This window comes from Gilliamella sp. ESL0405, from assembly GCF_019469205.1.
GTDB lineage: Bacteria > Pseudomonadota > Gammaproteobacteria > Enterobacterales > Orbaceae > Gilliamella.
Genome location: NZ_CP048265.1, coordinates 2,698,678 through 2,723,651, shown reverse-complemented (window position 1 = coordinate 2,723,651; position 24,974 = coordinate 2,698,678). Strand labels below are relative to the sequence as shown.

Annotated in this window: 21 protein-coding genes and 1 tRNA gene; 15 read left to right on the top strand and 7 right to left on the bottom strand. The window is 36.9% G+C overall.

What is annotated here, in order from left to right; genetic code table 11:
* Window positions 1–13 precede the first annotated feature (13 nt).
* The gene (locus GYM74_RS11865; RefSeq protein WP_220218405.1) at window positions 14–1,315 is read left to right on the top strand and encodes an ATP-binding protein; all 1,302 of its coding nucleotides are present in this window, start codon (window positions 14–16) and stop codon (window positions 1,313–1,315) included.
* On the opposite strand, the gene GYM74_RS11860 is transcribed toward GYM74_RS11865, so the two are convergent.
* On the bottom strand, window positions 1,312–2,064 hold the full coding sequence (locus GYM74_RS11860; RefSeq protein ID WP_220218404.1) for a M15 family metallopeptidase: 753 nt from the start codon (window positions 2,062–2,064) through the stop codon (window positions 1,312–1,314). The two genes, GYM74_RS11865 and GYM74_RS11860, sit on opposite strands and share 4 nt — an antisense overlap.
* A gap of 101 nt (window positions 2,065–2,165) precedes the next feature.
* On the opposite strand from GYM74_RS11860, the gene GYM74_RS11855 reads away from it, so the two are divergent.
* The 3 genes from GYM74_RS11855 to GYM74_RS11845 are packed head-to-tail and all read left to right on the top strand — an operon-like array spanning window position 2,166 to window position 4,619.
* Window positions 2,166–3,347: a bifunctional tRNA (adenosine(37)-C2)-methyltransferase TrmG/ribosomal RNA large subunit methyltransferase RlmN gene (locus GYM74_RS11855; protein ID WP_220218403.1), complete on the top strand. Its 1,182-nt coding sequence runs from the start codon at window positions 2,166–2,168 to the stop codon at window positions 3,345–3,347.
* A 25-nt stretch (window positions 3,348–3,372) separates the two neighbouring features.
* Entirely contained in the window at window positions 3,373–3,987 is a 615-nt protein-coding gene (locus tag GYM74_RS11850) for a hypothetical protein (RefSeq protein ID WP_220218402.1), read from the top strand.
* 59 nt (window positions 3,988–4,046) lie between these two features.
* Window positions 4,047–4,619: a manganese efflux pump MntP family protein gene (locus tag GYM74_RS11845; RefSeq protein ID WP_220218401.1), complete on the top strand. Its 573-nt coding sequence runs from the start codon at window positions 4,047–4,049 to the stop codon at window positions 4,617–4,619.
* A gap of 1,022 nt (window positions 4,620–5,641) precedes the next feature.
* On the opposite strand, the gene GYM74_RS11840 is transcribed toward GYM74_RS11845, so the two are convergent.
* The 5 genes from GYM74_RS11840 to GYM74_RS11820 all read right to left on the bottom strand — a co-directional run bounded on the left by GYM74_RS11840 (window position 5,642) and on the right by GYM74_RS11820 (window position 12,369).
* Entirely contained in the window at window positions 5,642–7,771 is a 2,130-nt protein-coding gene (locus tag GYM74_RS11840; RefSeq protein ID WP_220218400.1) for an AAA family ATPase, read from the bottom strand.
* Window positions 7,772–7,785: 14 nt separating this feature from the next.
* Window positions 7,786–9,417, bottom strand: a complete 1,632-nt coding sequence (locus GYM74_RS11835) for a hypothetical protein (protein WP_220218399.1) — start codon at window positions 9,415–9,417, stop codon at window positions 7,786–7,788.
* A 352-nt stretch (window positions 9,418–9,769) separates the two neighbouring features.
* Complete coding sequence (groL, locus tag GYM74_RS11830; protein ID WP_220218398.1) at window positions 9,770–11,416, bottom strand: chaperonin GroEL; 1,647 nt, start codon at window positions 11,414–11,416, stop codon at window positions 9,770–9,772.
* A gap of 46 nt (window positions 11,417–11,462) precedes the next feature.
* Window positions 11,463–11,756 carry a co-chaperone GroES gene (locus GYM74_RS11825; RefSeq protein WP_220218397.1) on the bottom strand — a complete coding sequence of 98 codons (294 nt, stop codon included), beginning with the start codon at window positions 11,754–11,756 and terminating at the stop codon, window positions 11,463–11,465.
* 145 nt (window positions 11,757–11,901) lie between these two features.
* The gene (locus GYM74_RS11820) at window positions 11,902–12,369 is read right to left on the bottom strand and encodes an FxsA family protein (protein WP_220218396.1); all 468 of its coding nucleotides are present in this window, start codon (window positions 12,367–12,369) and stop codon (window positions 11,902–11,904) included.
* 157 nt (window positions 12,370–12,526) lie between these two features.
* On the opposite strand from GYM74_RS11820, the gene GYM74_RS11815 reads away from it, so the two are divergent.
* From GYM74_RS11815 to GYM74_RS11790, 6 genes are all read left to right on the top strand, one after another.
* Window positions 12,527–12,602 (top strand) — tRNA-Phe (locus tag GYM74_RS11815).
* A gap of 661 nt (window positions 12,603–13,263) precedes the next feature.
* A complete protein-coding gene (locus GYM74_RS11810; RefSeq protein WP_370634075.1) occupies window positions 13,264–14,820 on the top strand; it encodes an ABC transporter substrate-binding protein in 1,557 nt (518 codons plus the stop codon).
* Between the two features lie 137 nt (window positions 14,821–14,957).
* A complete protein-coding gene (dppB, locus tag GYM74_RS11805) occupies window positions 14,958–15,974 on the top strand; it encodes a dipeptide ABC transporter permease DppB (protein WP_220218394.1) in 1,017 nt (338 codons plus the stop codon).
* Window positions 15,975–15,988: 14 nt separating this feature from the next.
* The gene (gene dppC / locus GYM74_RS11800) at window positions 15,989–16,915 is read left to right on the top strand and encodes a dipeptide ABC transporter permease DppC (RefSeq protein WP_220218393.1); all 927 of its coding nucleotides are present in this window, start codon (window positions 15,989–15,991) and stop codon (window positions 16,913–16,915) included.
* Window positions 16,916–16,928: 13 nt separating this feature from the next.
* Window positions 16,929–17,909: a dipeptide ABC transporter ATP-binding protein gene (dppD, locus tag GYM74_RS11795; RefSeq protein ID WP_220218392.1), complete on the top strand. Its 981-nt coding sequence runs from the start codon at window positions 16,929–16,931 to the stop codon at window positions 17,907–17,909.
* The gene (locus tag GYM74_RS11790; RefSeq protein WP_220218391.1) at window positions 17,896–18,903 is read left to right on the top strand and encodes a peptide ABC transporter ATP-binding protein; all 1,008 of its coding nucleotides are present in this window, start codon (window positions 17,896–17,898) and stop codon (window positions 18,901–18,903) included. The genes dppD and GYM74_RS11790 overlap by 14 nt, the downstream gene beginning before the upstream one ends.
* Window positions 18,904–19,202: 299 nt before the next feature.
* Here GYM74_RS11790 and GYM74_RS11785 read toward each other — a convergent pair whose 3' ends face one another.
* Window positions 19,203–19,646, bottom strand: a complete 444-nt coding sequence (locus tag GYM74_RS11785; protein WP_220218390.1) for a DUF6389 family protein — start codon at window positions 19,644–19,646, stop codon at window positions 19,203–19,205.
* Between the two features lie 271 nt (window positions 19,647–19,917).
* Between GYM74_RS11785 and GYM74_RS11780 the strand changes: the two genes are divergently transcribed.
* From GYM74_RS11780 to GYM74_RS11760, 5 genes are all read left to right on the top strand, one after another.
* Window positions 19,918–20,646: a hypothetical protein gene (locus GYM74_RS11780; RefSeq protein WP_220218389.1), complete on the top strand. Its 729-nt coding sequence runs from the start codon at window positions 19,918–19,920 to the stop codon at window positions 20,644–20,646.
* Between the two features lie 517 nt (window positions 20,647–21,163).
* Window positions 21,164–22,114 carry a sulfate ABC transporter substrate-binding protein gene (locus GYM74_RS11775; protein ID WP_220219671.1) on the top strand — a complete coding sequence of 317 codons (951 nt, stop codon included), beginning with the start codon at window positions 21,164–21,166 and terminating at the stop codon, window positions 22,112–22,114.
* Window positions 22,115–22,194: 80 nt separating this feature from the next.
* Complete coding sequence (gene cysT, locus GYM74_RS11770; RefSeq protein ID WP_370634074.1) at window positions 22,195–23,013, top strand: sulfate ABC transporter permease subunit CysT; 819 nt, start codon at window positions 22,195–22,197, stop codon at window positions 23,011–23,013.
* A gap of 9 nt (window positions 23,014–23,022) precedes the next feature.
* On the top strand, window positions 23,023–23,871 hold the full coding sequence (gene cysW / locus GYM74_RS11765) for a sulfate ABC transporter permease subunit CysW (RefSeq protein ID WP_220218387.1): 849 nt from the start codon (window positions 23,023–23,025) through the stop codon (window positions 23,869–23,871).
* A gap of 9 nt (window positions 23,872–23,880) precedes the next feature.
* Window positions 23,881–24,960, top strand: a complete 1,080-nt coding sequence (locus GYM74_RS11760; RefSeq protein WP_220218386.1) for a sulfate/molybdate ABC transporter ATP-binding protein — start codon at window positions 23,881–23,883, stop codon at window positions 24,958–24,960.
* The last annotated feature ends 14 nt before the right edge of the window (window positions 24,961–24,974 follow it).

The window sequence follows — 24,974 nt, the reverse complement described above, 5'->3', positions numbered from 1 at the left end:
AATTAGGCTTGCTATGAATCGTCGATTATTCACAAAAATACTCATTATATTTGGGGTCATTTTTTATCTTACTTTCCAATTTACTTGGATTGCTTTTTCTTACTATATAGAAAGTAAAAATCAACGATTTTTAAATCATATGCCGACAAAAGTCGACATGATAGCGCAATTATTGCATGTTGCTGGCGAAGATGAAACACTCAATTTTATCGCCCATTTACCGGAGCGTGAACGGGCGTTGTTGTCGATAAAGTTAGTTTCTCCGCAAAATGATCAAGTCAATATTCTGACTGATGAATTAGAACCGCCAACTTATGTTTATCAACGCACCACTATCGCGCCAGACGGCACGCTCTATACGGTGTCATTTAAAGAAGATAAAGATAAGGATGATCACGTTAAAAAAGCGCTGTTTAACATGCCACTACCTATTGTATTAATGGGTATTTGCGTTGGGTTGCTATTTAGCCTATTTTTAGCGTGGAACTTAACCAGACCGATGAAGCTACTAAGGGAAGGCTTTTTTCGAGTCTCTCAAGGCGATCTATCTGTACGATTATTTGAGAAACTAAAAGCTCGACGTGACGAATTAAGCGAACTGGGTAAAGATTTTGATATGATGGTTGAGCAGCTCAACATCTTAATTTCAGATCGTCAAGCCCTATTGCATGATGTGTCACATGAACTTAGAACGCCATTAGCTCGCTTGCAATTAGCCATTGGACTAGCCCAGCAAAATAAACAAAATATTGACACCGCATTAGCCCGTATTGAGTTAGAATCAGAACGATTAGATCAGCTTATTGGTGAAATCCTAAACTACTCTCGTGCTGAAATGAATAATCGTACCGATGAATATTTTGATCTTAAAGAGTTACTTGGCGTTGTGATAAGCGATGCGAATTACGAAGCCAATCATCAATTGATTAATGTCTATTTTAATTTATCGCCTATTTCTCATTCAATTGTGAAAGGTAATTCAGAACAGATCCGTCGGGCAGTTGAAAATATCATCCGTAATGCGATTCGTTTTTCCAAACCCGGGCAAGCGGTTGAAGTGACGTTAAAAGAGTCAGGTAAGTGCTTACAAATTGAAGTGAAAGATCGGGGTCCTGGCGTTGAATCCAGTAAACTATCGAGTATTTTTGAACCGTTTGTTCGTATTCAATCTGCTCAGTTAGGTAAAGGTTATGGGCTGGGGCTTGCCATTGCCAGAAAGACCGTTATTATGCATAACGGTACTATTCAAGCAAATAATCGTGATGGTGGTGGGTTAGTGGTGACAATTAAATTACCTTACTGGCGTAAACACTAATAGCAGTCTTGATTAACTGTTAGCACATACTCTTTAATGAGCCGTTGTAATTCAATTTTGTCATGGCCGATAAAATTGAGCGATTGCATTATAGATTGCGGATTGGTTTCTAATGTCGCTTTATATTGTGCAATATATTGGCTGGCAATCGGTTTATAAGACCAGTGCCACTCTTCGGGTTGATAGCCACCTTTACGCCCTTCATTAAATGCCTGACAAAATCCATATTTAGCTAAATTATCTTGTAACCATTTATATAAAATAATGCCTTTTTTATCATTTTTAAAATAGTCTGATGAAACACTGGTGATATCAATATCGGTACCCCAATGGTGTCTTGATGTGCCGGGCATGGAAGAGAATTTCAAAATCTCTTGAGCAATTTTTTGTGGATCATTTATCTTTTTTGCCAGCGCATCCCATTTACGTTGCCAAATGCCATTTTGATAGGTGTAATTGCGTGTTGAGCTAACTACAATAAATGGAATATCGGGATGTGCTACCTTAAAATCGTTATAAGCTTTAATCAGTTGCTCTGTCGGCTCCTTTTGTAGATACATGCCTTTTTTATTAACCGGTAAGATTGTTGAATCTAAAGCAACAAAATTACTGTCTTGTTTTTCATCGAACTGACCGATAAGTTTGTTTAGTGGTATTGTTTGTGCCATAGTGAAAGTTGTGTATAAAAGTGGGGTTAATGTTGAAAGTGAAGTAAAAATTATTTTTATAACTCTCGCCTTCTTAATCATTTTATATTATCCATTATATTCTATTAGCCACAATAGGTGAAAAACAGTATAATCCTTTCCCTGAAATTTGAAATAGCCATAATGTGTAAAAACGAGGCCTTATGTTAACAACTGCAACATCTAATACGTCTGTGAATTGTTCAGACACAACCAAAACTCTTGATCTCAATCCAACGCCTGAAAAAATCAATTTGCTCAATTTTACCCGGCAGCAATTGCGTGAGTTTTTTATCTCGTTAGGAGAAAAACCATTTAGAGCTGACCAAGTGATGAAATGGATCTATCATTTTGGTATTGATGATTTTGATCAAATGACCGATATCAATAAAAAATTACGTGAACAGTTAAAAACGCTGGCAGAAATTAAAGCGCCAACTATTGCAATGGAGCAACGATCATCTGACGGCACCATTAAATGGGCGCTTGATGTTGGTAATAACCAAATGATTGAATCGGTGTATATCCCTGAGCGTGATAGAGCGACACTGTGCGTTTCATCACAAGTGGGTTGTGCGTTAGAGTGTAAATTCTGCTCGACCGCTCAGCAAGGTTTTAACCGTAATTTAACCGTTTCTGAAATTATTGGCCAAGTTTGGCGAGCGTCAAATGCTATTGGAGTAACCGGTAAATTGGCCGATCGTCCGATTACCAATGTGGTGATGATGGGTATGGGCGAACCGTTACTGAATTTATCGAATGTGGCACCAGCAATGGAAATCATGCTTGATGATTTTGGCTATGGTTTATCAAAACGTCGAGTCACGCTTTCTACGTCCGGCGTTGTTCCGGCTTTAGATAAATTAGCTGGTATGATTGATGTGGCATTAGCCATTTCCCTGCATGCGCCTAATGATGCTATCCGTAGCGAAATTATGCCAATCAACCAAAAATATAATATGGCGATGCTGCGAGATTCTATCTTACGCTATCTGGCGACTTCCAATGCCAACCATGGCAAGGTCACCATAGAGTATGTGTTACTTAACCAAATTAATGACAGTGTTGAGCATGCGCATGAACTGGCTAAGTTCCTAAAAAATGTGCCGAGTAAAATTAATTTAATCCCATGGAATCCGTTCCCTGGTGCGCCTTATTCCCGTTGTTCCAATACCCGCATCGACCGTTTTATGAAAACGTTAATGGGCTATGGTTTTACCGTTATTGTTCGTAAAACACGTGGTGATGATATTGATGCGGCGTGTGGTCAGTTAGCCGGTGAAGTTGTTGATCGCACGAAAAGAACGCTTTATAAAAAGCAAAATCTTGCTCAACAAACGGCATAACAAAGCAGAATATAAGGAATTGAACATGAAAAAAATAGTGCCGATATTAAGTTGCTTAATGGTCATGCTATTAGCGGGTTGTCAAAACACAAATGGTGAAGAGTTTGATCCTGAAAAAGCGGCGCTAGCCCGAATGCGTTTAGGTTTGGGGTATTTGGCCAAAGCCGATGAATCAGAAGATAACGTCAAAGCCGCACATTATAATCTGAAATTAGCCGCACAATACTCGCCGAATAATCCGCAGGTCATGCTAGCTATGGCGATGTTTGATCAGCATGTTGGTGAATATAACGAAGCGGAGATGATTTATAAACGCATCACCTTAATGCAACCGGGTAATGGCTTATATCATGTTCATTATGGATCGTTTTTATGTGGCCGTAATCGCTATCAAGAAGCTAAGCAACAGTTTCAGCAAGGGCTTGATTTCGACCGGCACAGTTGGAAAGCGGATGTTTATGAGCAATATGGATATTGTGCGATTCAAAATGGCGATAAAAAAACGGCTGACTCAATGTTTCAGCAACTGTTTAAATACGATGCTAGCCGTCGAGATAGCGTAATAAAAACCGCAGAACTCTACCGAACAAAAGGGGATGCGAAAGTGGCGAATTACCTATTTTCAGTAACCAAAAAATAGTTTTGATTAAACAATAAAAATTAAATATAAAATATATCATTTGAAGCAGAGTATATGTCATGAGTTTCTGGGCTATTTTGTTATTGGCGTTAGCCATGTCTACAGATGCGTTTGCCGTAGCGGTATGTCGTGGCACATCTTACCAATCAACGCCTTTTATTGGCGCATTAAAAGTTGGACTATTATTTGGTGTCATTGAAGCCATTACCCCCTTATTGGGTTGGTTAATCGGCTATATTGCTCTGCAATATATTGAAAAGTGGGATCATTGGGTCGTTTTTGCCGTCATGTTATTTTTAGGTATTAGCATGATTTATAACAGTTTTAAAGAAGACGATGAAAATTGTGATGAGCCGGTAACCCAATCGTCAAAAAAATCTTTTTTAATGCTCATTTTTACCGCTATCTCAACCAGTATTGATGCCTTTGCCGTGGGGGTTGGATTAGCGCTTGCCAATGTTAATATCTATCTTGCCGCTGGAATGATTGGTCTGGCGACCTGTATTATGGTGACAATTGGCTTATTGTTAGGTCGAAAAATCGGTTGTTTTATTGGAAAAAAAGCTGAGCTAATCGGCGGAATAGTCCTTATCTTAATTGGTGTGATAACGCTTTATCAGCATCTATCGTAATGAGAAAAACCGTCTATGTGACGGTTTTTTATTGACGGCAGATTATTATCTGCCGTTACTATTTTTATACTAAAACATAGGTATTTTCTGAAACTTCTTGTCAAATATTTATCGATTAAACCACAAACCAAATCATACATTGCTAGTTTTGTCAGGATGATTGGATTTTGCAGTGATCATGTTGTTAAGTATCTCAAAAAAGCATAGATTCGAGTTTTATACTAAAACGTGGGTATTTTCTGAAACTTCTTGTCAAAACATTTATCGCTTTAACTATAAACTAAATCATACATTGCTTGTTTTGTCGGGACGATTGGATTTTGCAGTGATCATGTTGTTAAGTATCTCAAAAAGCATAGATTCGAGTTTTATACTAAAACATAGGTGTTTTCTGAAACTTCTTGTCAAATATTTATCGATTGAACTACAAACACAAATCATACATTGCTTGTTTTGTCGGGATGATTGGATTTTGCCGTGATCATGTTGTTAAGTATCTCAAAAAAGCATAGATTCGAGTTTTATACTAAAACGTGGGTATTTTCTGAAACTTCTTGTCAAACATTTATCCATTAAACCACAAACCAAATCATACATTGCTAGTTTTGTCGGGACGATTGGATTTTGCAGTGATCCTATTGTTAAGTACCTCAAAAAAAGCATAGATTCGAGTTTTATACTAAAACGTGGGTATTTTCTGAAACTTCTTGTCAAATATTTATCGATTAAACCACAAACCAAATCATACAATGCTTGTTTTGTCGGGACGGTTGGATTTTGCCGTGATCCTATTGTTAAGTACCTCAAAAAAAGCAAAGATTCGTGTTTTATACTAAAACATAGGTATTTTCTGAAACTTCTTGTCAAGATTTTATCGCTTTGTATAAAAGCCAAATTGATGATTAATCTTTTATTTAAAGGATGCGGGGCGGATAAGGAAATAAAAAAGGGGCATATAGCCCCCTTTGCTTAAGTATGATTTAGCAATAAATCAACCTATTTGCCCAAAGTAAAACATCGTATTAGTTTTTGCTAAATTCGATATCAAAACTATGCGTCTGTTGATTATAAATCGCTTTAAATACGCCCTGATCATGAGGGTTTTGTAAAATATGATTCACAATAAATGGTCTTATATTGGCTTTAATATAACCCGGTAAACCTCGTGCACCACGAATAATGTCATAGTGTTCATGACAAAATGCGCTGATACAAGCATCTTGCATTTCAATGCTATAGCCTCGTGGCTGATAAGCTTGATTCAATTTATCGATTTCACGGCGAATAATTTTTTCAATAATTTGCATCGGCAAGCGTTTAAAGTGAAGAATATTTTCTCGGCCGTTAAAGCGGTTAAGCAATTCTGAACGGTAAGTATTATTGAGTTCATTTGTAGCCAATTGACAAGCTACTTCATCAGACAGTTCCGGATCTAAATAGTAAGATTGCCCGATGTTAGATGTCATGATGATCATGATATCGGAAAAATCAACGGTTCGACCAACGTTGTCGGTTAATCTTCCGTCCGATAAGATCTGTAAAAAGATATTAAATACATCCGGATGTGCTTTTTCGATTTCATCGAAAAGATAAATACCAACAGGTTTTGCTCTAACTGAATTGGTTAAAATTCCGCCTGCTTCAAAGCCTTCATAACCTGGCGGTGCACCGATCAATTTGGCAACGGCATGTTTTTCCATATATTCAGACATGTCAAAACGTATTAATGATTTTTCGTCTCCGTATACATAGAGCGCAAGCGCTTTGGCCATTTCGGTTTTACCTACACCGGACGGACCTAGGAATAAGTAAGACATAGCTGGACCCGACTCTTCAAGTGCATCCACTTTCGCAACTTTTACCGAATTGGCGACATGCTTAACAATATTATCTTGCCCAAAGATGCGTGATAATAGGTGATCTTCAAGATGAATTAAGTTTTCGATTTCATTTTCATCGAGTTTATTGGCCGAAATACCCGAAATTTTACTAAATTCACTGATCACTTGCTGGCGCTTAAGCTGTAAATCTTTGTTAGCTAATGTGACCAGTTTTTTATGTTGTTGGTTATTTTGTTCAATTTCGGCATCGATTTGTCGAATTTTTTCTTTTAATTTGGTCACTGCGGGTGAATCAAATCCACCAGAAGTTAACTGGGCAAAGGTTTTTATAGCAGAAGATTCTGAATTTTTGTTATTCTCTTCTTCTTGTTCTAACTGAGTGATCTCATCTTGCAACTTAAAGCGCATTGTTTCGGCATCACGTTGATATTGGTAAGTTTTGCTAATCTCTGATTTAAGTTCTTGCCAATCTTGTTGCCACTGGTCAAGTTGCTTTTGCAGCTCTTGCTTTTCTGATTCATTAGAACTACGGCTGATTTTTTCCATTAATTCCGTAATTTTAGGGTGCTGTTTATGGGTTAATTGGCGGTAGCTGGCAAAAGCACGATCGAGTAATGAAATTGCTCGTTGTGGTTGTGCGCCACCTAAACCTAAACTGTCACGATATTTACTTGTTAAATGGATCGCCTCGATGACGGCTTCTTCATCCACTGCGATTTTATGATGCTCAGATAACTCTTGTACAACAACACTAACAATTGCATTTAAATCATCTCCAGCCGGCTCTTTGACATCATAAAGGGTGTAAAGTTCAGACATATTGGTGCTGGCTTTTAAAACACTGCTTAATTTGTCATCACGCACTTCTAAGATAACTTGGAAATTATCTGATTTATCCGCATTATTTAATGCGTTGATAAAGTGTGAGTTGCCGGTGTTGTGTGCGGCTTCAAGAAAATTCGCCGTATCGGTTATGATTAAAACCGATTCCGGTGTTTGCATTAATTTTTTTAAAATTCGTTGAAACTCGTTATTAATTTTTGCGCTATCACCACTGGCAAAAAGTGCATCACTATTTAACCAAAACAGTTTTTTGACAATTAAGTCAAATGGTGTGTCCGGATTATTTTTTGCCGCTTGTAAACCAAGGGTAAGCGCCGAAACGCCTACACCTGCTGGACCAGTTAATAATAGTGAGTTTGAAGTTTTTCGTATAAGAATCGATGATATTCTTTCTAAATCATGCTCCCTTCCCACTAAAGCAAAATTGGGATATTGCGCTAAATATTCGCGTCCTCTAACTAAATACATTGATAATTCCTTTGTTATAGTTTAAAGGGCGAAGTTGTACCCGTGCTCTCTTTTTTGGTTTCGGTTTTTTCTGATAAAACGTCACCGGTTACTGCAATAAAGTCACGGGTGTCTTCTTGAACATCTTTAGACATTTTTTCGATTTCTTCCAAATTAGCACGCATTGTTTCAAGTGCTGAACGGGTGATTTCAGTCGCTTCACGTTGGGTATCACCAAATTCTGCTAAGTTTTGTAACATGGCTTCTAAATCATTATTGATTTCATCACGGCCAGTTGCGATGCGGATTGCTTCATTTTTCGCAATATCGTTGGTAACACGTGTCATTTCAGCGAGGGTATTGCCTGCCATGGATTGTGCTTCATTGATCGCCGCTGAGTTAACCGCTGTGACCACGACACTTAGTTGTGATGCAACCGATGCAATACCGCGAGAGTGCATTGCTCTTGCGCTTTCAACTTGCTTTTTGGTTGCCGCTTGCATATTACGTATTTTGATTGCTTCAGTGGTTAATTCACCATAAGTTTGCATGGTATCAACGGTTGCTGTTGATACGGTATCAATATGCTCATCTAAATTACGTCTTGCTTCATCAAGTTTCATTGACTCAAGTAAATTGTCGCCGACATCTTTGTTTTCAAGCTCTGCTCTGCGTTCACGGTGAACTTTTTCAACTTGTTTGGTCGCTTCGTTCATAATGGCGTAGATTTGGATCATATTGCCATTATTATCACTTAATCCCTCAATTTGCTTGACCATTTTTTCCAGATGATTGCGGATAGCACCAAAACGCTCTTTGCCTTGATTGACAAATTTTAGTGCTGATTGAACCATATCGGCTTGGCGTAAGGTGTGTTGATCGGAAGTTAAATTCAGTAATTCTTTAAGCTTTTCAACATCAATTGATTGCGTGCGCTGCTGATGATTCTGTTTGACTTCAGCTACGATCTCGCCAATTTGCTTACGCTTGTTTTCGATAGCTTGTTTTAAAAATGCTATTGTTTGTTCATTAGCGGTGATTTTCGCTTTTGCTGCCGGTTTGGTTTGACCTAGCCCGAAGAACGATCTCTCTTTTTCAAGTTCAATATTGTCAGCTTCAAGTTTTTTGATTTGTATTTGATTGTCATGAATTTCGTTGTTTAATTGCGCTTGTTGCGCCTCTTTTTCTGCATCCCATTGTTGATCAGCTTTAATTTTTGCTAATGCATTACGCGTTTCACCATTTTGGCGCAAGTTATAAAGTGCATCAGTGATTTCGGTAAGCGGTTTTATTTTTTCAATAAAATCATTAAGATCATCATTAAAATCAGAATAAACACGTTGTAATTCAGCAAACACTTCTGTATCGGTCATTTCGATACGCTGTTTTGACATCTCTTCTGAGATAGATTGTAAGTATTCCTTAAACGCATCAAATTCTTGAATTTTGGCACGATCATTTTCTTTGTTGTCAGTGAAAGCTAATATGCGGGTGACTTCTTCTACTTTTTGCTCTAAAGAGAGGCTATCTGAAAAAATGACATTAAAAAAGGTATTGTCCTTAATATTTGCTTGCGGGTTTTCTGCTTTAGTATTTTTTTCACGTTGTCTTGCAGAATAATCTCTTTGTTCAGTGGTGGCTAATTTTTTCTTTGAAGCTACGCTCATTGTTTTTTTCCTTTTTAAAATCTATCCTTTTATTTAAAAACAGGATAATTAATTCCATTACTTGAAAAAGATAAGTCTCATCTTTTCAGCGCGTTATTATCTAATCAACCTCTCTTTTTGACAATATAATTATTATAAATTATAAAAATCATCTGCTTGATAGGTTATCTCGGTAAGATATCGTGAGGGTATTGTATGTGGGGTTGTAGCTGTTTTTCTATCAAAATTAGATCCGCATCAAGCGAAAAAATTTGTTTTACACCTTTAAATCAATTAAAAAATAACCCAAAAAAAATCACCCGCACTATGCGGGTGATTTGAGTTAATGCTCTTCGTATGTAGATGAGAGGAATTACATCATTCCGCCCATTCCACCCATGCCGCCCATACCTGCAGCAGCACCTAAATCAGCTTTATCATCTTTAGGTAAATCAGTAACCATACATTCAGTTGTGATCATAAGACCAGCAACAGATGCAGCATATTGTAATGCGCTACGAGTTACTTTAGTTGGATCTAAGATACCCATTGCGATCATATCGCCGTACTCTTCAGTTGAAGCATTGTAACCATAGTTACCTTTGCCACCTTTAACTGCGTTAACCACAACAGATGCTTCTTCACCACAGTTAGTTACGATTTGACGTAATGGCGCTTCCATTGCACGAAGGGCAACTTTAATACCAACGTTTTGATCTTCGTTTGCACCTTTAAGGTCTAAAATTGCAGATGCAGCACGAACTAACGCAACACCACCACCGGCAACCACACCTTCTTCAACAGCTGCACGAGTAGCATGTAATGCATCTTCAACACGTGCTTTTTTCTCTTTCATTTCAACTTCAGTTGCTGCACCAACTTTAATTACTGCAACACCACCCGCTAATTTAGCTACACGTTCTTGAAGTTTTTCTTTATCGTAATCAGAAGTTGATTCTTCGATTTGTTTACGGATTTGTTCAACACGTGCACTGATTAAAGACTCTTCACCAACGCCGTCGATGATAGTGGTGTTGTCTTTATTGATAACAACACGTTTAGCTTGACCAAGATCTTCTAAAGTAGCTTTTTCAAGCTCTAAACCGATTTCTTCTGAAATTACAGTACCAGCTGTTAAAATAGCGATGTCTTGTAACATAGCTTTACGACGATCACCAAAACCAGGTGCTTTAACTGCTGCAACTTTAACAATACCACGCATAGTATTAACAACTAGTGTTGCTAATGCTTCGCCTTCAACATCTTCAGCAATGATTAATAGTGATTTACCTGCTTTAGCAACCGCTTCTAATACCGGTAATAATTCACGGATATTAGAGATTTTTTTATCAACTAATAAGATATATGGGCTATCTAATTCAACTGTTGCGGTTTCTGGTTTATTGATGAAGTATGGTGATAAATAACCACGATCGAACTGCATACCTTCAACTACATCAAGTTCGTCTTGTAAACCTGTGCCGTCTTCAACAGTGATAACACCTTCTTTACCCACTTTTTCCATTGCTTGTGCAATTAAAGTACCAACAGTTTCATCTGAGTTAGCAGAGATTGTACCTACTTGAGCAATCGCTTTAGAGTCTGCACAAGGTGAAGATAATTTTTTAAGCTCTTCAACCGCTGCAACAACTGCTTTATCGATACCACGTTTTAAATCCATTGGATTCATGCCAGCCGCGACCGCTTTTAAACCTTCGTTAACAATTGCTTGTGCAAGTACTGTTGCGGTAGTTGTACCGTCACCAGCGGCATCGTTTGCTTTTGAAGCCACTTCTTTAACCATTTGTGCACCCATGTTTTCGAATTTATCTTCTAATTCGATTTCACGAGCAACAGATACACCGTCTTTAGTAATGGTTGGTGCACCAAATGATTTATCTAAAACGACATTACGTCCTTTTGGACCTAATGTTACTTTAACTGCATCAGCTAATACATTAACGCCTTTTAGCATTTTAATGCGAGCGTCATTACCAAATTTTACATCTTTAGCTGCCATTTTGTATTTCTCCTAAATTCTGTATATAAATAAAATTATTTGCCAATTACGCTTCAACAATGGCTAAAATATCGCTTTCAGATAAGATAAGCACTTCTTCATTATCAATTTTTTCTGTTTTAACGCCATATCCTTCATTGAAAATAACGATATCGCCAACTTTAACGTCTAATGGTTGAACTTGACCATTTTCTAAAATGCGACCATTACCAACAGCTAAAACTTCACCACGTGTTGATTTACCCGCAGCTGAACCCGTTAAAACAATACCGCCAGCTGATTTTGATTCTACTTCTTTGCGTTTAATGATCACACGATCATGCAATGGACGAATTTTCATTAGTTATCTCCTAGCACTAATTTGTAAACAAATGATTATTAACAATAAATCATAATTTAATGATTTTAAAATATAGTGTGCTTTACATGGGGATATTTTTATATTCTTCAAGAGAAAGATTCCAAAAAAATAACCGATTGATTATTTATTCATCATTTTTACGACTAAATTCACCTTCAATATATTCATCAAACTGATTAACGGTTGTTGTTTTTGATGAAACAACAACCGTTTTACTAAATACTTTTTCTAAAATTGATTTGGTTATATACCTTTTTACGTAGGGAATTAATAAAATCCCCCCAAATATATCACTTACAAAACCAGGAAGGGTGACAAGACAAACCCCAACTGTTGTTAAAATATTTGAAAGTCCTTCAATTTTTAAATTCTCCAGTTTCATACCCTTTAGATTCGTCTCATCCTGTTGCATAAATCGATCATTTTTTATAATTTGTTTTTTAGCGAATCGAGAAACAAGAATGAATTTAGCAATCACAAAAATTAGGGTTGGCCATACACCGATTAAAGAAATCACCAGTTTAAATAAACTAATTTCGCAATAAAAATAAAATATAATAAGAAAAAGAATAAAATAGGCTAAAAATCGCATTAGTCATTACCTAGAAACAACATGATACAGTCAGAATATTTGTAGTAATATAAACCCAATCAGTTATTTTTCAACCAAACAGTTTATTTTTTTTAAAATATATCACAAAAAGAATTGACGAATTATCACAGATCGTGTTTAATGTGCATCCATTGTTGCCCGGATAGCTCAGTCGGTAGAGCAGGGGATTGAAAATCCCCGTGTCCGTGGTTCGATTCCGCGTCCGGGCACCAATTCTAAGAACACCAGCGAAAGCTGGTTTTTTTGTGTCTGAAATTCTCCTTCTCTCTTATTACAACCTACTTAAAGCATTGAAGTGCTATTAGCTTAAATCAATTAAGGCAGCGATTTTTTATTATTATTTTGATGATTATTTTATCTGCACTAATTATAATACATTCAATAAAAATCAAACAGTAAGCGAAAAATCATCTAATCAGTCGAGCGACATAGATAAGTTAAACATATCAAGAAAATGTGTTGATTAGTTGTTTTTTATATTTTTGTTTAGCATGGTTTTGATTGAAAAATGGCACTATTTTTGCAAGTTCTATTGTTACACAACACTAATAGCCTTGTGTTATAGGTTTTTTCAATTAAAAATGGAATATTATTATAAATTTCAATGTGATATTGAACTTTTAATGATAATGCAATTTGCACTATTGCTGTGCAAGATTTGATGAAAAAAGATTCTAATAAAATAAAATGTTCTGAAAATCAAAATTCAGACTATTTATACAGGCTTTATTTAAAAGATATTAGTAATACAACGTCTTTAACTTTGTTTAAGTAATATAAAAATAGATTTACAATTCAATAATTGGAGTAATTATCATGAATAATTTAAGGAAATATAAGCGTAAATTTTTGTTAGGTGTTGGGTTGCTGACGATGCTTACTAGTGCACAGCTTCATGCTGCCCAAACACTAGTCTATTGTGCTGAGGCTTCACCTGAAACATTCAATCCACAGTTAGTGACAAGTGGAATTTCAATGGATGCTAGCGCTGTGCCTGTTTATAACCGTTTGGTAGAGTTTAAATTAGGTACGACCGAAATTGAACCTTCTTTAGCTAAATCCTGGGATATTAGCCAAGATGGTTTAACTTATACCTTTCATTTACGTGATGATGTGAAATGGCATAACACTAAAGAATTTAAACCAACACGAAATTTAAATGCTGATGATGTTATTTTCACATTTATGCGACAAAAAGATAAAAATCATCCTTATAACAAAGTTTCTGGTGGTCAATATGAATATTTTGAAAGTATGGGATTAGCAGATTTAATTAAAGAGATTAAAAAAGTTGATGATCATACTGTTGTGTTTGAATTAAAACGGCCAGAAGCCCCTTTTTTAGCTGATTTAGCGATGTCATTTGCTTCAATTTTATCTGCTGAATATGCCGATGCTATGCTTAAAAATGGCACTCCCGAAAAAGTTGATTTAGTTCCTGTTGGTACAGGGCCATTCACTTTTGTTCAATATCAAAAAGATTCAAAAATCCTTTATAAAGCTAATCCGGAATATTTTGGACCAAAAGCTAAACTTGATCGTTTAGTTTTTTCAATTACACCAGATGCTGCAATTCGTTATGCTAAATTGCAAAAAGGAGAATGTCATGCTATGCCATTTCCAAATGTGGCCGATGTTGAACGAATGAAATCAGACAATAATATTGTAGTGAAAGAAATGGCTGGGGTTAACATTGGCTATTTAGCCTACAATATGGATAAGCCACCACTTGATAATTTAAAAGTTCGACAAGCATTAAATATGGCAGTGAATAAAGATGCGATTATTAAGGCTGTTTTTCAAGGTGCCGCTGAACCGGCTAAAAACTTTATTCCTCCTTCAATGTGGGGTTATAACGATGAAGTAAAAGATTACCCTTATGATCCAGCACAAGCAAAAGAATTATTAAAATCAGCTGGCCTAGAAAATGGATTTACTATCACTTTATGGGCAATGCCAGTACAACGCCCATATAATCCAAATGCGCGCCGTATGGCTGAAATGATTCAAGAAGATTGGGCTAAGATTGGTGTAACCGCTAAAATTGTTAGTTATGAATGGGGTGAGTATTTATCCCGTATTCGTGACGGTGAACATGATGCGGTGTTAATGGGTTGGTCTGGAGATAATGGTGATCCGGATAATTTTTATTCTGTTTTGATGAGTTGTGATGCGGTTAAAGCAGGTTCTAACTATTCACACTGGTGCTATAAACCATTTGATGATTTATTACAACAAGCTCGCATTGAGCCTGATCATGAAAAAAGGGTCAAGCTATACAAACAAGCGCAAGTTGAAATGCGTGATCAAGCGCCTGCGCTAATGATTGCTCATTCTATGGTTTATATGCCATTACGTAAAGAGCTTAAAGGCTACATCATGGATCCTTTAGCATTACATAATTTTAACCAAGTTACTCTTGAAAAATAGCATCAATGCAATTAACCACCTTTTTGTGGTTAATTGCGGCATTAGCTTTTTTAGGGTTGAAATAGTAAATATTATTTTTATAAAAAATTATCTATCATATAAACAATACGTTAGAAGCAATATTTAAGAGCAACTATATGTTCCAATTTATTTTAAAGCGGTTAGGTATACTGATTACGACGTTTATTTGTATCACACTGCTTACTTTTATTTTTGTCCATCTTATCCCAGGGGATCCTATTACAGTGCTTGCTGGAGAGCGAGGCTTATCCCCAGAACGTCATGCTGAATTGATGACTCAACTGGGTTTAGATAAACCACTATATCATCAATATTTTCAATACATTATCAATATGTTTCATGGCGATTTTGGAATTTCTTTTAAAAGCCAAATTCCAGTATGGGACGAATTTGTACCCCGATTTAAAGCAACGTTTGAGTTAGGATTCTGCGCAATGTTGTTTGCTGTCAGTTTTGGCATTCCAATCGGTGTTCTTGCTGCTGTGAAACGTGGTTCAATATTTGATCATACAGCGATAGGCCTGTCTCTAACCGGTTATTCCATGCCAATTTTTTGGTGGGGAATGATGCTAATAATGTTAGTCTCTGTACATTTAAACTTAACCCCAGTGTCCGGACGTGTCAGTGATATGCTATTTTTGGATGAAAGTAATCCTTTAACTGGATTTATGCTAATTGATACTTTCTTGTGGGGTGAAACAGAAGATTTTATTGATGCTGTAACTCATTTAATTTTACCGGCTATTGTGTTAGGTACTATTCCATTAGCGGTCATTGTCCGTATGACCCGTTCTTCAATGTTAGAAGTATTGAGTGAAGATTACATCCGAACAGCACGTGCTAAAGGCGTTAGCCGAATTCGTATTATCCTTGTTCATGCGTTACGCAATGCGATGATTCCAGTGATTACTGTTATCGGTTTACAAGTTGGTTCAATGCTAGCTGGAGCTATATTGACCGAAACGGTTTTCTCATGGCCTGGAATTGGACGTTGGCTTATTGAAGCGCTACAACGCCGAGATTACCCTGTCGTGCAAAGTGGCGTGTTAATCGTTGCGGGTATGATCATTTTAGTGAATTTATTAGTTGATATGTTGTATGGCGTTATCAATCCACGTATTAGACATAAATAAGAGTATGTATACAGATGAATAAACAGGATATTGCTGAAAAAACCAATACACAGCCGGATGCTAGTTTGGTTGCACCTAAACCCTTAACGCCCTTACGAGAGTTTTGGTTCTATTTTTCAAAAAATAAAGGGGCTGTTGTTGGTTTAGTTTTTATTGTTATCGTTGTATTGCTAGCTGTTTTTGCTAATTTTATTGCGCCACATTCTCCTTCTGAACAATTTAGAGAAGCATTATTAGCTCCTCCTGTCTGGATGAAAGATGGCAGTTGGCAATTTATTTTGGGAACCGATGATGTAGGTAGAGATATTTTATCTCGTCTTATTTATGGTGCTCGTCTATCCTTATTGGTCGGTTGTTTGGTTGTCATCATCTCACTTATTTTGGGCATTACTCTGGGTTTGATTGCTGGTTATGTTGGTGGCTTCGTCGATAACATCATTATGCGAGCTGTTGATATTATGCTTGCTTTACCGAGTTTACTGCTTGCACTGGTTTTGGTTGCAATTTTCGGCCCATCTATTACTAACGCCTCTATCGCTTTAGCTTTTGTTGCATTACCACACTATGTTCGTTTAACTCGAGGCGCGACGCTTGCTGAAATTAATAAAGATTACGTGATTGCTTCCCGAGTTGCCGGTGCCGGAGCCTTACGGCAAATGTTTATAAATATTTTGCCAAATTGTTTAGCGCCACTGATTGTTCAAGCCTCGTTAGGATTTTCAAATGCAATTTTAGATATGGCCGCCTTAGGATTTTTAGGTATGGGCGCACAACCGCCAACACCTGAATGGGGAACTATGCTTGCTGACGTATTGCAATTCGCACAGTCCGCATGGTGGGTTGTTACCTTTCCTGGCTTAATTATTTTAATGACAGTGTTAGCTTTCAACTTAATGGGAGATGGTTTGCGTGACGCACTTGATCCTAAATTGAAGCAGTAATGGAGATACAGTCATGGCACTATTAGAAGTAAAAGAATTATCAGTTGAATTTAACGGATTCAAAGCCGTAGATCATATTAGTTATGACGTCGAACAAGGACAAGTAGTTGGTATAGTTGGAGAATCTGGCTCAGGTAAATCAGTTAGTTCGCTGGCAATAATGGGATTAATTGATTTTCCAGGCAAAGTTACTGCCGAAGCGTTACATTTTGATACTAAAAACCTTCAACAGCTTACAAGCAAAATGCGTCGTAAGATTGTAGGTGCAGATGTGGCGATGATCTTTCAAGATCCAATGACTAGCTTGAATCCTTGTTTCACTATAGGTTACCAAATTATTGAAACATTAAAAATTCACCAAGGTGGCAGTAAAAAAGCACTTAAAGCAAGGGCGATTGAATTGCTTAAATTAGTGGGTATTCCAGATGCTGAAAATCGTTTAAGTGTTTATCCACACCAGTTGTCAGGTGGGATGAGTCAACGGGTCATGATCGCAATCGCAATTGCGTGCAATCCTAAACTCTTAATTGCTGATGAGCCGACAACCGCATTAGATGTTACCATTCAAGGGCAGATTATTGAGTTATTGCTTGAGTTACAACGCAAAAATAACATGGCATTAGTTCTTATTACCCATGATTTAGCGTTAGTTTCTGAAGCAGCACAAAAAATTATTGTGATGTATGCCGGGCAAGTTGTGGAGATTGGCGATGCTGAAATTATCTTTAAAACGCCGTTACATCCTTACACTCAAGCATTATTACGATCACTTCCTGAGTTTACTCAAGATAAAGAACGGTTAGAATCGTTATCTGGTGTTGTACCGGGTAAATACGATAGACCAGTGGGCTGCTTACTTAATCCTCGTTGTCCTTATGCAACTGAGCGTTGTAATACCGAGGAGCCTACATTAATCAGCTATTCCAAAACCAGGAAAGTAAAATGTCATTATCCATTATCGCGCGAAGGGACACCTCAATATGAACAACAATAATATGGAAAATAGTGAATTACTGCTTGATGCCAGAAACTTGACAAAATATTATTCGGTAAAAACCGGTTTCTTTTCGGAAAAAAAACAAGTCAAAGCGGTTGATGGTGTCTCTTTTACATTAGGTAAAGGCAAAACCCTTGCGATTGTTGGCGAATCAGGGTGTGGTAAATCTTCATTAGCCCGATTATTAACAATGATTGAAAAACCGACATCCGGTGAAATATATTTTAAAAATCAGAACCTATTAAATGATGATCCACAAGCGCAAAAACTACGTCGTCAAAAAATACAAATCGTTTTCCAAAACCCCTATTCATCATTAAACCCACGAAAAAAAATCGGCTCGATATTAGAAGAACCTCTCATCATCAATACTGATTTAACGGCAAGTGACCGTAAAGCAAAAGTACTATCAATGATGCAAAAAGTTGGGTTAAAAGAAGAGTTTTATAATCGTTATCCCCATATGTTTTCGGGTGGACAACGCCAGCGTATTGCTATCGCAAGAGGTTTAATGCTTGATCCCGAAGTGGTGGTTGCTGATGAACCGGTTTCAGCATTGGATGTATCTGTGCGAGCGCAAGTACTTAATTTGATGATGGATTTGCAACAAGATCTTGGGTTATCTTATATATTTATTTCTCATGACCTTTCAGTCGTTGAGCATATTGCTGATGAAGTAATGGTAATGTATTTGGGGCGTTGTGTTGAACAAGGGAGAAAAGATGAAATCTATCGCCATCCTCAACACCCATACACGCAGGCACTTTTATCCGCAACGCCAAGATTAAATCCCGATCTTAGGCGTGATAGAATAAAGTTAGAAGGGGAATTACCAAGCCCTTTGAACCCGCCTTTAGGTTGTGCTTTTCATGCTCGCTGTCGTTGGGCATTTTCACGTTGTGCATCTCAGCAACCAAAGCTGATTAATTATAATGAACATAAAATTGCTTGTTTTTGCACAGAAGAGAAAATTAATAACAGTGGCAGTTAATGCTGCCACTAAACTGCCATTATATGAGAAAGTTTTACGGAAGTTTTATTAACAAAACTTCTAACTTACTTTTTGAACGATTGAGTGGTAATGAAGAAGTATGTAATAAGGTTATGGGTGACGTGGAATTAAAAGAAGTGATTAAACGACTTGCCAAACAAATATATGAGCGAGTAAAGTGCTAAAATAATATATAAACACTATTTTTAATAAATACTATCTTAAAGTAGGATAGGTAATATATGACTTACTATACCAATATATTTTCCCCTGAAACCTATTTATCTTTGGATTTTTATTTACTCACCTAGGGGGATAAGTCCCTCAAATTTAGAGCATTCTTCTCCAAATGCATACGCAGGTATGCCTAGCCCCCCTGACAAATTCCATATCCGCTTAAGCCAGTCAATGCTTACTTCAACAATTAGATCATTAACTGAAAATGGAGTTTGATAAGGATCAAATAAAGGCACTTCCGGTTGTAATTTAGCATCAATGAATTTTATGCCAAACAGTTCACGATAAGGTTCTATCACTTTATTAAGTACGTATAGATCTGGTCCGATAAGGTGAATCATAATAGAAAATATACCTTCCTCATCTTGGGTTGGATGAATACCGACCTCAACTGATCTAGCTTTTTCGGGCAGAATCTGTTTAATAAGATTAATCTTCGCAATCGCATCTTGCGTGTGCCTATTAAGGATATCTTTCAGTATTATCATATATTGAGTTTTTGTCATAACTTTCTTCTCGTTAGTTTGTTTTCCTTGCTTTATACGCAATAAACGACAGTTTTTTGTCTGATTCTTGTCATAATATAGTCCTTCACAAGATGTTTGCCCGCTTGAATAATTAATTCATTGCCGGTTGTAATTGTAGTTAAAAAAATTGTTTATTGACCTGAAATTTAAAATAACCTTCATATTAGAATAAAAAATAACCATGTTAATAAAATATAAATTATAATCCTCATCGCAATTCCAACAGAAAAGGCTTGAAAGGTATAATCAAATGATTGGTTTAAAAAATTCGTTGTTATTAACACTACTATGTTTACCTGTTGTTAGTCATGCAGATTGTGAAAAGTGGATTGATATATTGCTCAATGAGCGACACCATTCTCGTGATAGCAAAATGGCAATTTGCGATGTTTGGCAAGCAGATAAAAGCAAATCTATTGTTGTTTTACCCTTACTACAAAAAGGCGGTATAGTTGACACCTATGACCTTGATGTTTTATTAATTGATAATCAATCAGGACAAGTCATTGCTAATAGTTGGCAACCTAATGCACTTGAAAGTGATGCCAAAGAATTAATTGGTTTTGAAATTGATAAAGATAGTTATCAACTTAATCCTGAAACTTTGGCTTTTGGTGTACGTATTCAATATAGAATCAGATCAACTTCCTCTCCTTATAGCGGAGAATATATTAATCTCTACGTTAAACAAAATGATAAATTAAAACCCGTTGTTAATAATCTCCCCATGTTTGAACTTTCAGGTGAGAATGATCAAAGGTGTGCACATGACATTCATATCTATGATCGTAATATAATATTAGGAACTTGTATGACTAATGGTTATGTCGACCTAATTGTTTTTGAAAAAAATGTAAATCAAACAGCTGTGGTAGATGATTATGGCGAATGTCTTGCGCGAGAAATTGCCTTACCTAATAAAACATTTTATATGCATTACAATGGTTTAGAATATCCAGTAATAGAGATTGAGGAATAAGCAATAACAGAGGAATGCAGGAATTGAAAAATTTATAAATATTTTGTTTCAAGAAATAATAATTTTTCGACACGCATGGTAATTAGAATATACGTTCTCTAAAGACAAAATATAAAATAAAAATTTAAAATAATGAATATGAGAATATTGCGTAGGTAAATTAAAAAGAAAAAAGGCGAACAACGAACCCAACATAAGCCTTTATTGCTACTCTATGTTTTTCTTGTGATCCCCAAATTTTTTGTTCAGAAATAGTTAAATCTATTTAATTCATGATTTGAGTGCTAACGCTATAAAAATCTACCCCAACACCTATATATCTATTTTTGTTATAACTAAATGCAAAATAATCGTTTTCGCATCTCACCATAATTTGGTCTAATTATTTCATATTCTTATCATTACTAATCCAATACATTAGTAGCGTAGCGTGAGGTGTCGAGTGAAAAATTTACCTATTTTTCAAAAATTATATAGGCATGGGATCAGCTTAATATTATTGGCAATTTGCACTTTTATGCATCAAGCGCAAGCAATTGAATTACTCAATGTCTCTTATGATCCCACGCGAGAGCTTTATAAAACATATAATCAGGCTTTTATCGAGTATTGGCAGCAGCAAACCGGTGAACGGTTGACGATAAATAATTCGCATGGTGGGTCTGGTAAACAGGCGCGTTCGGTCATTGATGGTTTGCAGGCCGATGTGGTTACGCTTGCGTTATCGAGTGATATTGATGCGTTAAACCGTTATCAAACTAACATATCACCTGATTGGCAAGCTAGGCTGCCAAATAATAGTGCGCCTTACCATTCAACTATTGTTTTTTTAGTGCGTAAAGGTAATCCAAAACAGATTTATGATTGGGGTGATCTCATTAAAGATGATGTTGAAGTAATAACACCCAATCCCAAAACCTCGGGTGGGGCTCGTTGGAATTTTTTGGCGGCTTGGGCTTATGCTAAAAGTACCTATGGTAACGATGAACAAGCTCAAGATTTTGTCACCAAATTATATCAACATGTTCCGGTTTTAGACACTGGTGCCAGAGGCGCAACCATTAGCTTTGTACAGCGAGGCTTAGGTGATGTTTTAATTTCTTGGGAAAATGAGGCTTATTTGGCGTTAAGAGAGCAAGGTGGCGATCAATTAGAAATTATTATGCCCTCATTATCCATTTTAGCTGAGCCGACTGTGGCTTTAGTCGATAAAGTTGTTGATAGCAAAGGTACACGTAAGCAAGCGCAAGCTTATTTGGAATACTTATATAGCGAGCCGGCACAACATATTATTGCCAAGCATTTTTATCGTCCTGTTAATCCTGATGTCCTTAAACAATATGCTGATCAGTTTCCTACTATTAAGCTAGTTACGGTTGATAACGATTTTGGTGGATGGCAAACAGTGCAAAAAAAATTTTTTAGTGATGGGGCCATCTTTGATGCAATTTATGCTGAGATAAACTAATTACTACTTATTCTGGCGATGTTATGTGTGTGCTCACTTAGCTTTGCGGTATAAAGGTGAATGTTATGAAAGTTGCAAGCATTAAACAACAACGGATCATCCCAGGTTTTAGCTTAACGTTAGGTTATACTTTAACCTTTCTTAGCTTGATTGTGCTTATTCCGTTATTAGGTTTGTTTCTTTATTCAACAAAGCTGTCTTTTGAGGAGTGGCATCGGTTATTAGTCAGCAAACAGTTTTTATTGGCATTAACTCTTTCATTAAGTACCGCATTTATCAGCGCCGGTTTAAACAGCTTTATTGGTTTACTATTGGCTTGGGTACTGGTGCGTTATCGATTTCCAGGACGTAAGATAATGGATATCTGTATTGATATCCCGTTTGCCTTACCAACAGCCGTTGCTGGCATTGCGTTAACCGCAATTTATGCCAAAAATGGGCCAATTGGGCAATGGTTCAGTTTTAAAATTGCTTATACCCCCATTGGCATTACCTTAGCGCTGTTATTTGTTACATTGCCGTTTGTTGTGCGTACTTTGCAACCGGTGATGGCTGATTTACCACGTGAACAAGAAGAAGCGGCGAGTTTGCTTGGTGCATCGCCTAGGCAAATTTTTATGCATATTATTTTACCTGCCATTTTACCTGCTTGGCTAACGGGGTTTACCCTCGCTTTTGCTCGTGCTATTGGCGAATATGGTTCAGTGGTCTTTATTGCCGGTAATATTCCATTTAAGACCGAAATATTACCGTTATTAATTGTCTCAAAACTTGACCAATATGCTTATGATGCCGCTGCCGCGATTGGTGTAACGATGTTACTAATTGCTTTTGTATTGTTATTAATTATGAACAGTTTACAGCGAAAACTTAACCGTAAGATTAATAAAAACCATTAATATAAGATTATGCAGATATTACAATCAATAACAGAAAAAAAGAGAGTAACCCGTTTACAGCTATTGCTAATCTTGTTGGCGGTATTACTGTTTTTCGGACTTTTGTTGTTGCCGCTAGTTGTGGTGCTTGCGCAAGGGCTAGCTAATGGTGTAAATGCATTTTGGCAAGTGATTATTGAGCCAGATACCTTATCCGCTTTCAAATTAACACTGATTGCCGTTGGTGTGGCGGTGCCATTAAATGTGATATTTGGTGTATGTGCAGCATGGGTCATAACTAAATATCAGTTCAAAGGCAAACAAATATTAGTCACATTAATTGATTTACCGTTCTCGATTTCCCCCATTGTTGCAGGTTTAATCTATGTATTGCTATTTGGCGCACAAAGTGCGTTGTATCCGTTTTTGCAGGCGTGGAATATTCAAATTGTCTATGCGATTCCAGGAATTATCTTAGCAACGATTTTTGTATCCGTTCCTTTTGTGGCAAGAGAACTCATTCCGATAATGGCGTTACAAGGTACTCATGAAGAAGAGGCCGCCAGCGTCCTTGGTGCGAATGGCTGGCAAATTTTTTTCCACATTACTTTACCCAATATTAAATGGGCCTTAATGCATGGTGTTGTTCTTTGCACCGCTCGCTCACTCGGTGAATTTGGCGCGGTATCGGTTGTTTCTGGGCATATTCGTGGTTACACCAATACCTTACCGCTTCATGTTGAGATTTTATACAATGAATACAATATTGTTGCCGCATTTAGTGTCGCTATTTTGCTATTAATGATGTCGCTTGCGTTACTCTTGATTCGTCAATGGATTGAAAGGCGCTTAGCCAATGAATGTCATTACGGGAACTAAGAGGTAGATATGAGTATTACACTACACAATATCAATAAAAGTTTTGAACACGTTAATGTCTTAGAAAATATCAATTTCAGCATAAAACAAGGTGAATTAGTTGCACTATTAGGCCCATCTGGTTGTGGAAAAACAACTTTACTGCGCATTATAGCCGGTTTAGAAACTGCCAGTTCAGGGCAAATCTATTTTGCTGATAGGGAAGTAACTAAGCTGAGCGCCAAGCAACGAGAAATTGGTTTTGTCTTTCAAAATTATGCGTTATTTCGGCATATGAATGTAGCTGAAAATGTGGCATTTGGACTAAAAATGAAACCAAGATCTGTACGATTAAATAAAACAGCAATTGATGAACGCGTTAATCAATTACTCGAATTAGTGCAACTTGACCATTTTGCCAAACGTTATCCAGACCAACTGTCAGGTGGTCAGCGCCAGCGAGTTGCATTAGCGCGTGCGTTGGCTTCGAAACCTAATGTGTTGTTGCTTGATGAACCATTTAGTGCTTTAGATGCTAAAGTCCGTAAAGATTTAAGGCGTTGGTTGCGTGATTTTCATCATGAACTCAATGTTACCAGCATCTTTGTTACCCATGATCAAGAAGAAGCACTGGAAGTTGCTGATAGAATAATTTTAATGAATCAAGGTCACATAGAGCAAATAGGTACCCCTGCCGAAGTCTATAAGCAACCAAAAACCGCCTTTGTTGCGCATTTTCTAGGGGATGTTAACCTTTTATATGGTTATATTGAAAATAATACATTAATCATTGGTGATTTTCACAAAGATATGAGGGAACAAGGTACCTGGCCTGATCAGTCTACTATCGCTTATGTTCGACCTCACGAAATCAGTATTGCTAAAATTGCCCGAAAAAATGATATCCAAGGAGAAGTTGTACGTATACATACTGCTGGTCCAACCGTCTTTCTGGAAATTGCTGTAGCCGGACAACCAAAGCATATTGATGTATCTATTAGCTATCGACAATATGAACAACAGCAAGTTGAAATTGGTGATACTGTCTACTGGCAACCTGCACTCGTTAATATTTTTATGCAAGATGAACTATTAGAGTTTATGATTTAAGGAGAATGATTCCT

Excerpts from the sequence above, each read along its gene's own strand:
- dppC (WP_220218393.1), top strand. The coding sequence starts at position 15,989 with ATGAATAAACAGGATATTGCTGAAAAAACCAATACACAGCCGGATGCT.
- GYM74_RS11825 (WP_220218397.1), bottom strand. The coding sequence starts at position 11,756 with ATGAAAATTCGTCCATTGCATGATCGTGTGATCATTAAACGCAAAGAA.
- dppB (WP_220218394.1), top strand. The coding sequence starts at position 14,958 with ATGTTCCAATTTATTTTAAAGCGGTTAGGTATACTGATTACGACGTTT.
- GYM74_RS11865 (WP_220218405.1), top strand. The coding sequence starts at position 14 with ATGAATCGTCGATTATTCACAAAAATACTCATTATATTTGGGGTCATT.
- groL (WP_220218398.1), bottom strand. The coding sequence starts at position 11,416 with ATGGCAGCTAAAGATGTAAAATTTGGTAATGACGCTCGCATTAAAATG.
- GYM74_RS11790 (WP_220218391.1), top strand. The coding sequence starts at position 17,896 with ATGAACAACAATAATATGGAAAATAGTGAATTACTGCTTGATGCCAGA.
- GYM74_RS11785 (WP_220218390.1), bottom strand. The coding sequence starts at position 19,646 with ATGACAAAAACTCAATATATGATAATACTGAAAGATATCCTTAATAGG.
- cysW (WP_220218387.1), top strand. The coding sequence starts at position 23,023 with ATGCAGATATTACAATCAATAACAGAAAAAAAGAGAGTAACCCGTTTA.
- GYM74_RS11780 (WP_220218389.1), top strand. The coding sequence starts at position 19,918 with ATGATTGGTTTAAAAAATTCGTTGTTATTAACACTACTATGTTTACCT.
- GYM74_RS11845 (WP_220218401.1), top strand. The coding sequence starts at position 4,047 with ATGAGTTTCTGGGCTATTTTGTTATTGGCGTTAGCCATGTCTACAGAT.
- GYM74_RS11860 (WP_220218404.1), bottom strand. The coding sequence starts at position 2,064 with ATGATTAAGAAGGCGAGAGTTATAAAAATAATTTTTACTTCACTTTCA.
- GYM74_RS11855 (WP_220218403.1), top strand. The coding sequence starts at position 2,166 with ATGTTAACAACTGCAACATCTAATACGTCTGTGAATTGTTCAGACACA.
- GYM74_RS11835 (WP_220218399.1), bottom strand. The coding sequence starts at position 9,417 with ATGAGCGTAGCTTCAAAGAAAAAATTAGCCACCACTGAACAAAGAGAT.
- GYM74_RS11840 (WP_220218400.1), bottom strand. The coding sequence starts at position 7,771 with ATGTATTTAGTTAGAGGACGCGAATATTTAGCGCAATATCCCAATTTT.
- dppD (WP_220218392.1), top strand. The coding sequence starts at position 16,929 with ATGGCACTATTAGAAGTAAAAGAATTATCAGTTGAATTTAACGGATTC.
- GYM74_RS11850 (WP_220218402.1), top strand. The coding sequence starts at position 3,373 with ATGAAAAAAATAGTGCCGATATTAAGTTGCTTAATGGTCATGCTATTA.
- GYM74_RS11810 (WP_370634075.1), top strand. The coding sequence starts at position 13,264 with ATGCTTACTAGTGCACAGCTTCATGCTGCCCAAACACTAGTCTATTGT.
- GYM74_RS11775 (WP_220219671.1), top strand. The coding sequence starts at position 21,164 with ATGCATCAAGCGCAAGCAATTGAATTACTCAATGTCTCTTATGATCCC.
- GYM74_RS11760 (WP_220218386.1), top strand. The coding sequence starts at position 23,881 with ATGAGTATTACACTACACAATATCAATAAAAGTTTTGAACACGTTAAT.
- GYM74_RS11820 (WP_220218396.1), bottom strand. The coding sequence starts at position 12,369 with ATGCGATTTTTAGCCTATTTTATTCTTTTTCTTATTATATTTTATTTT.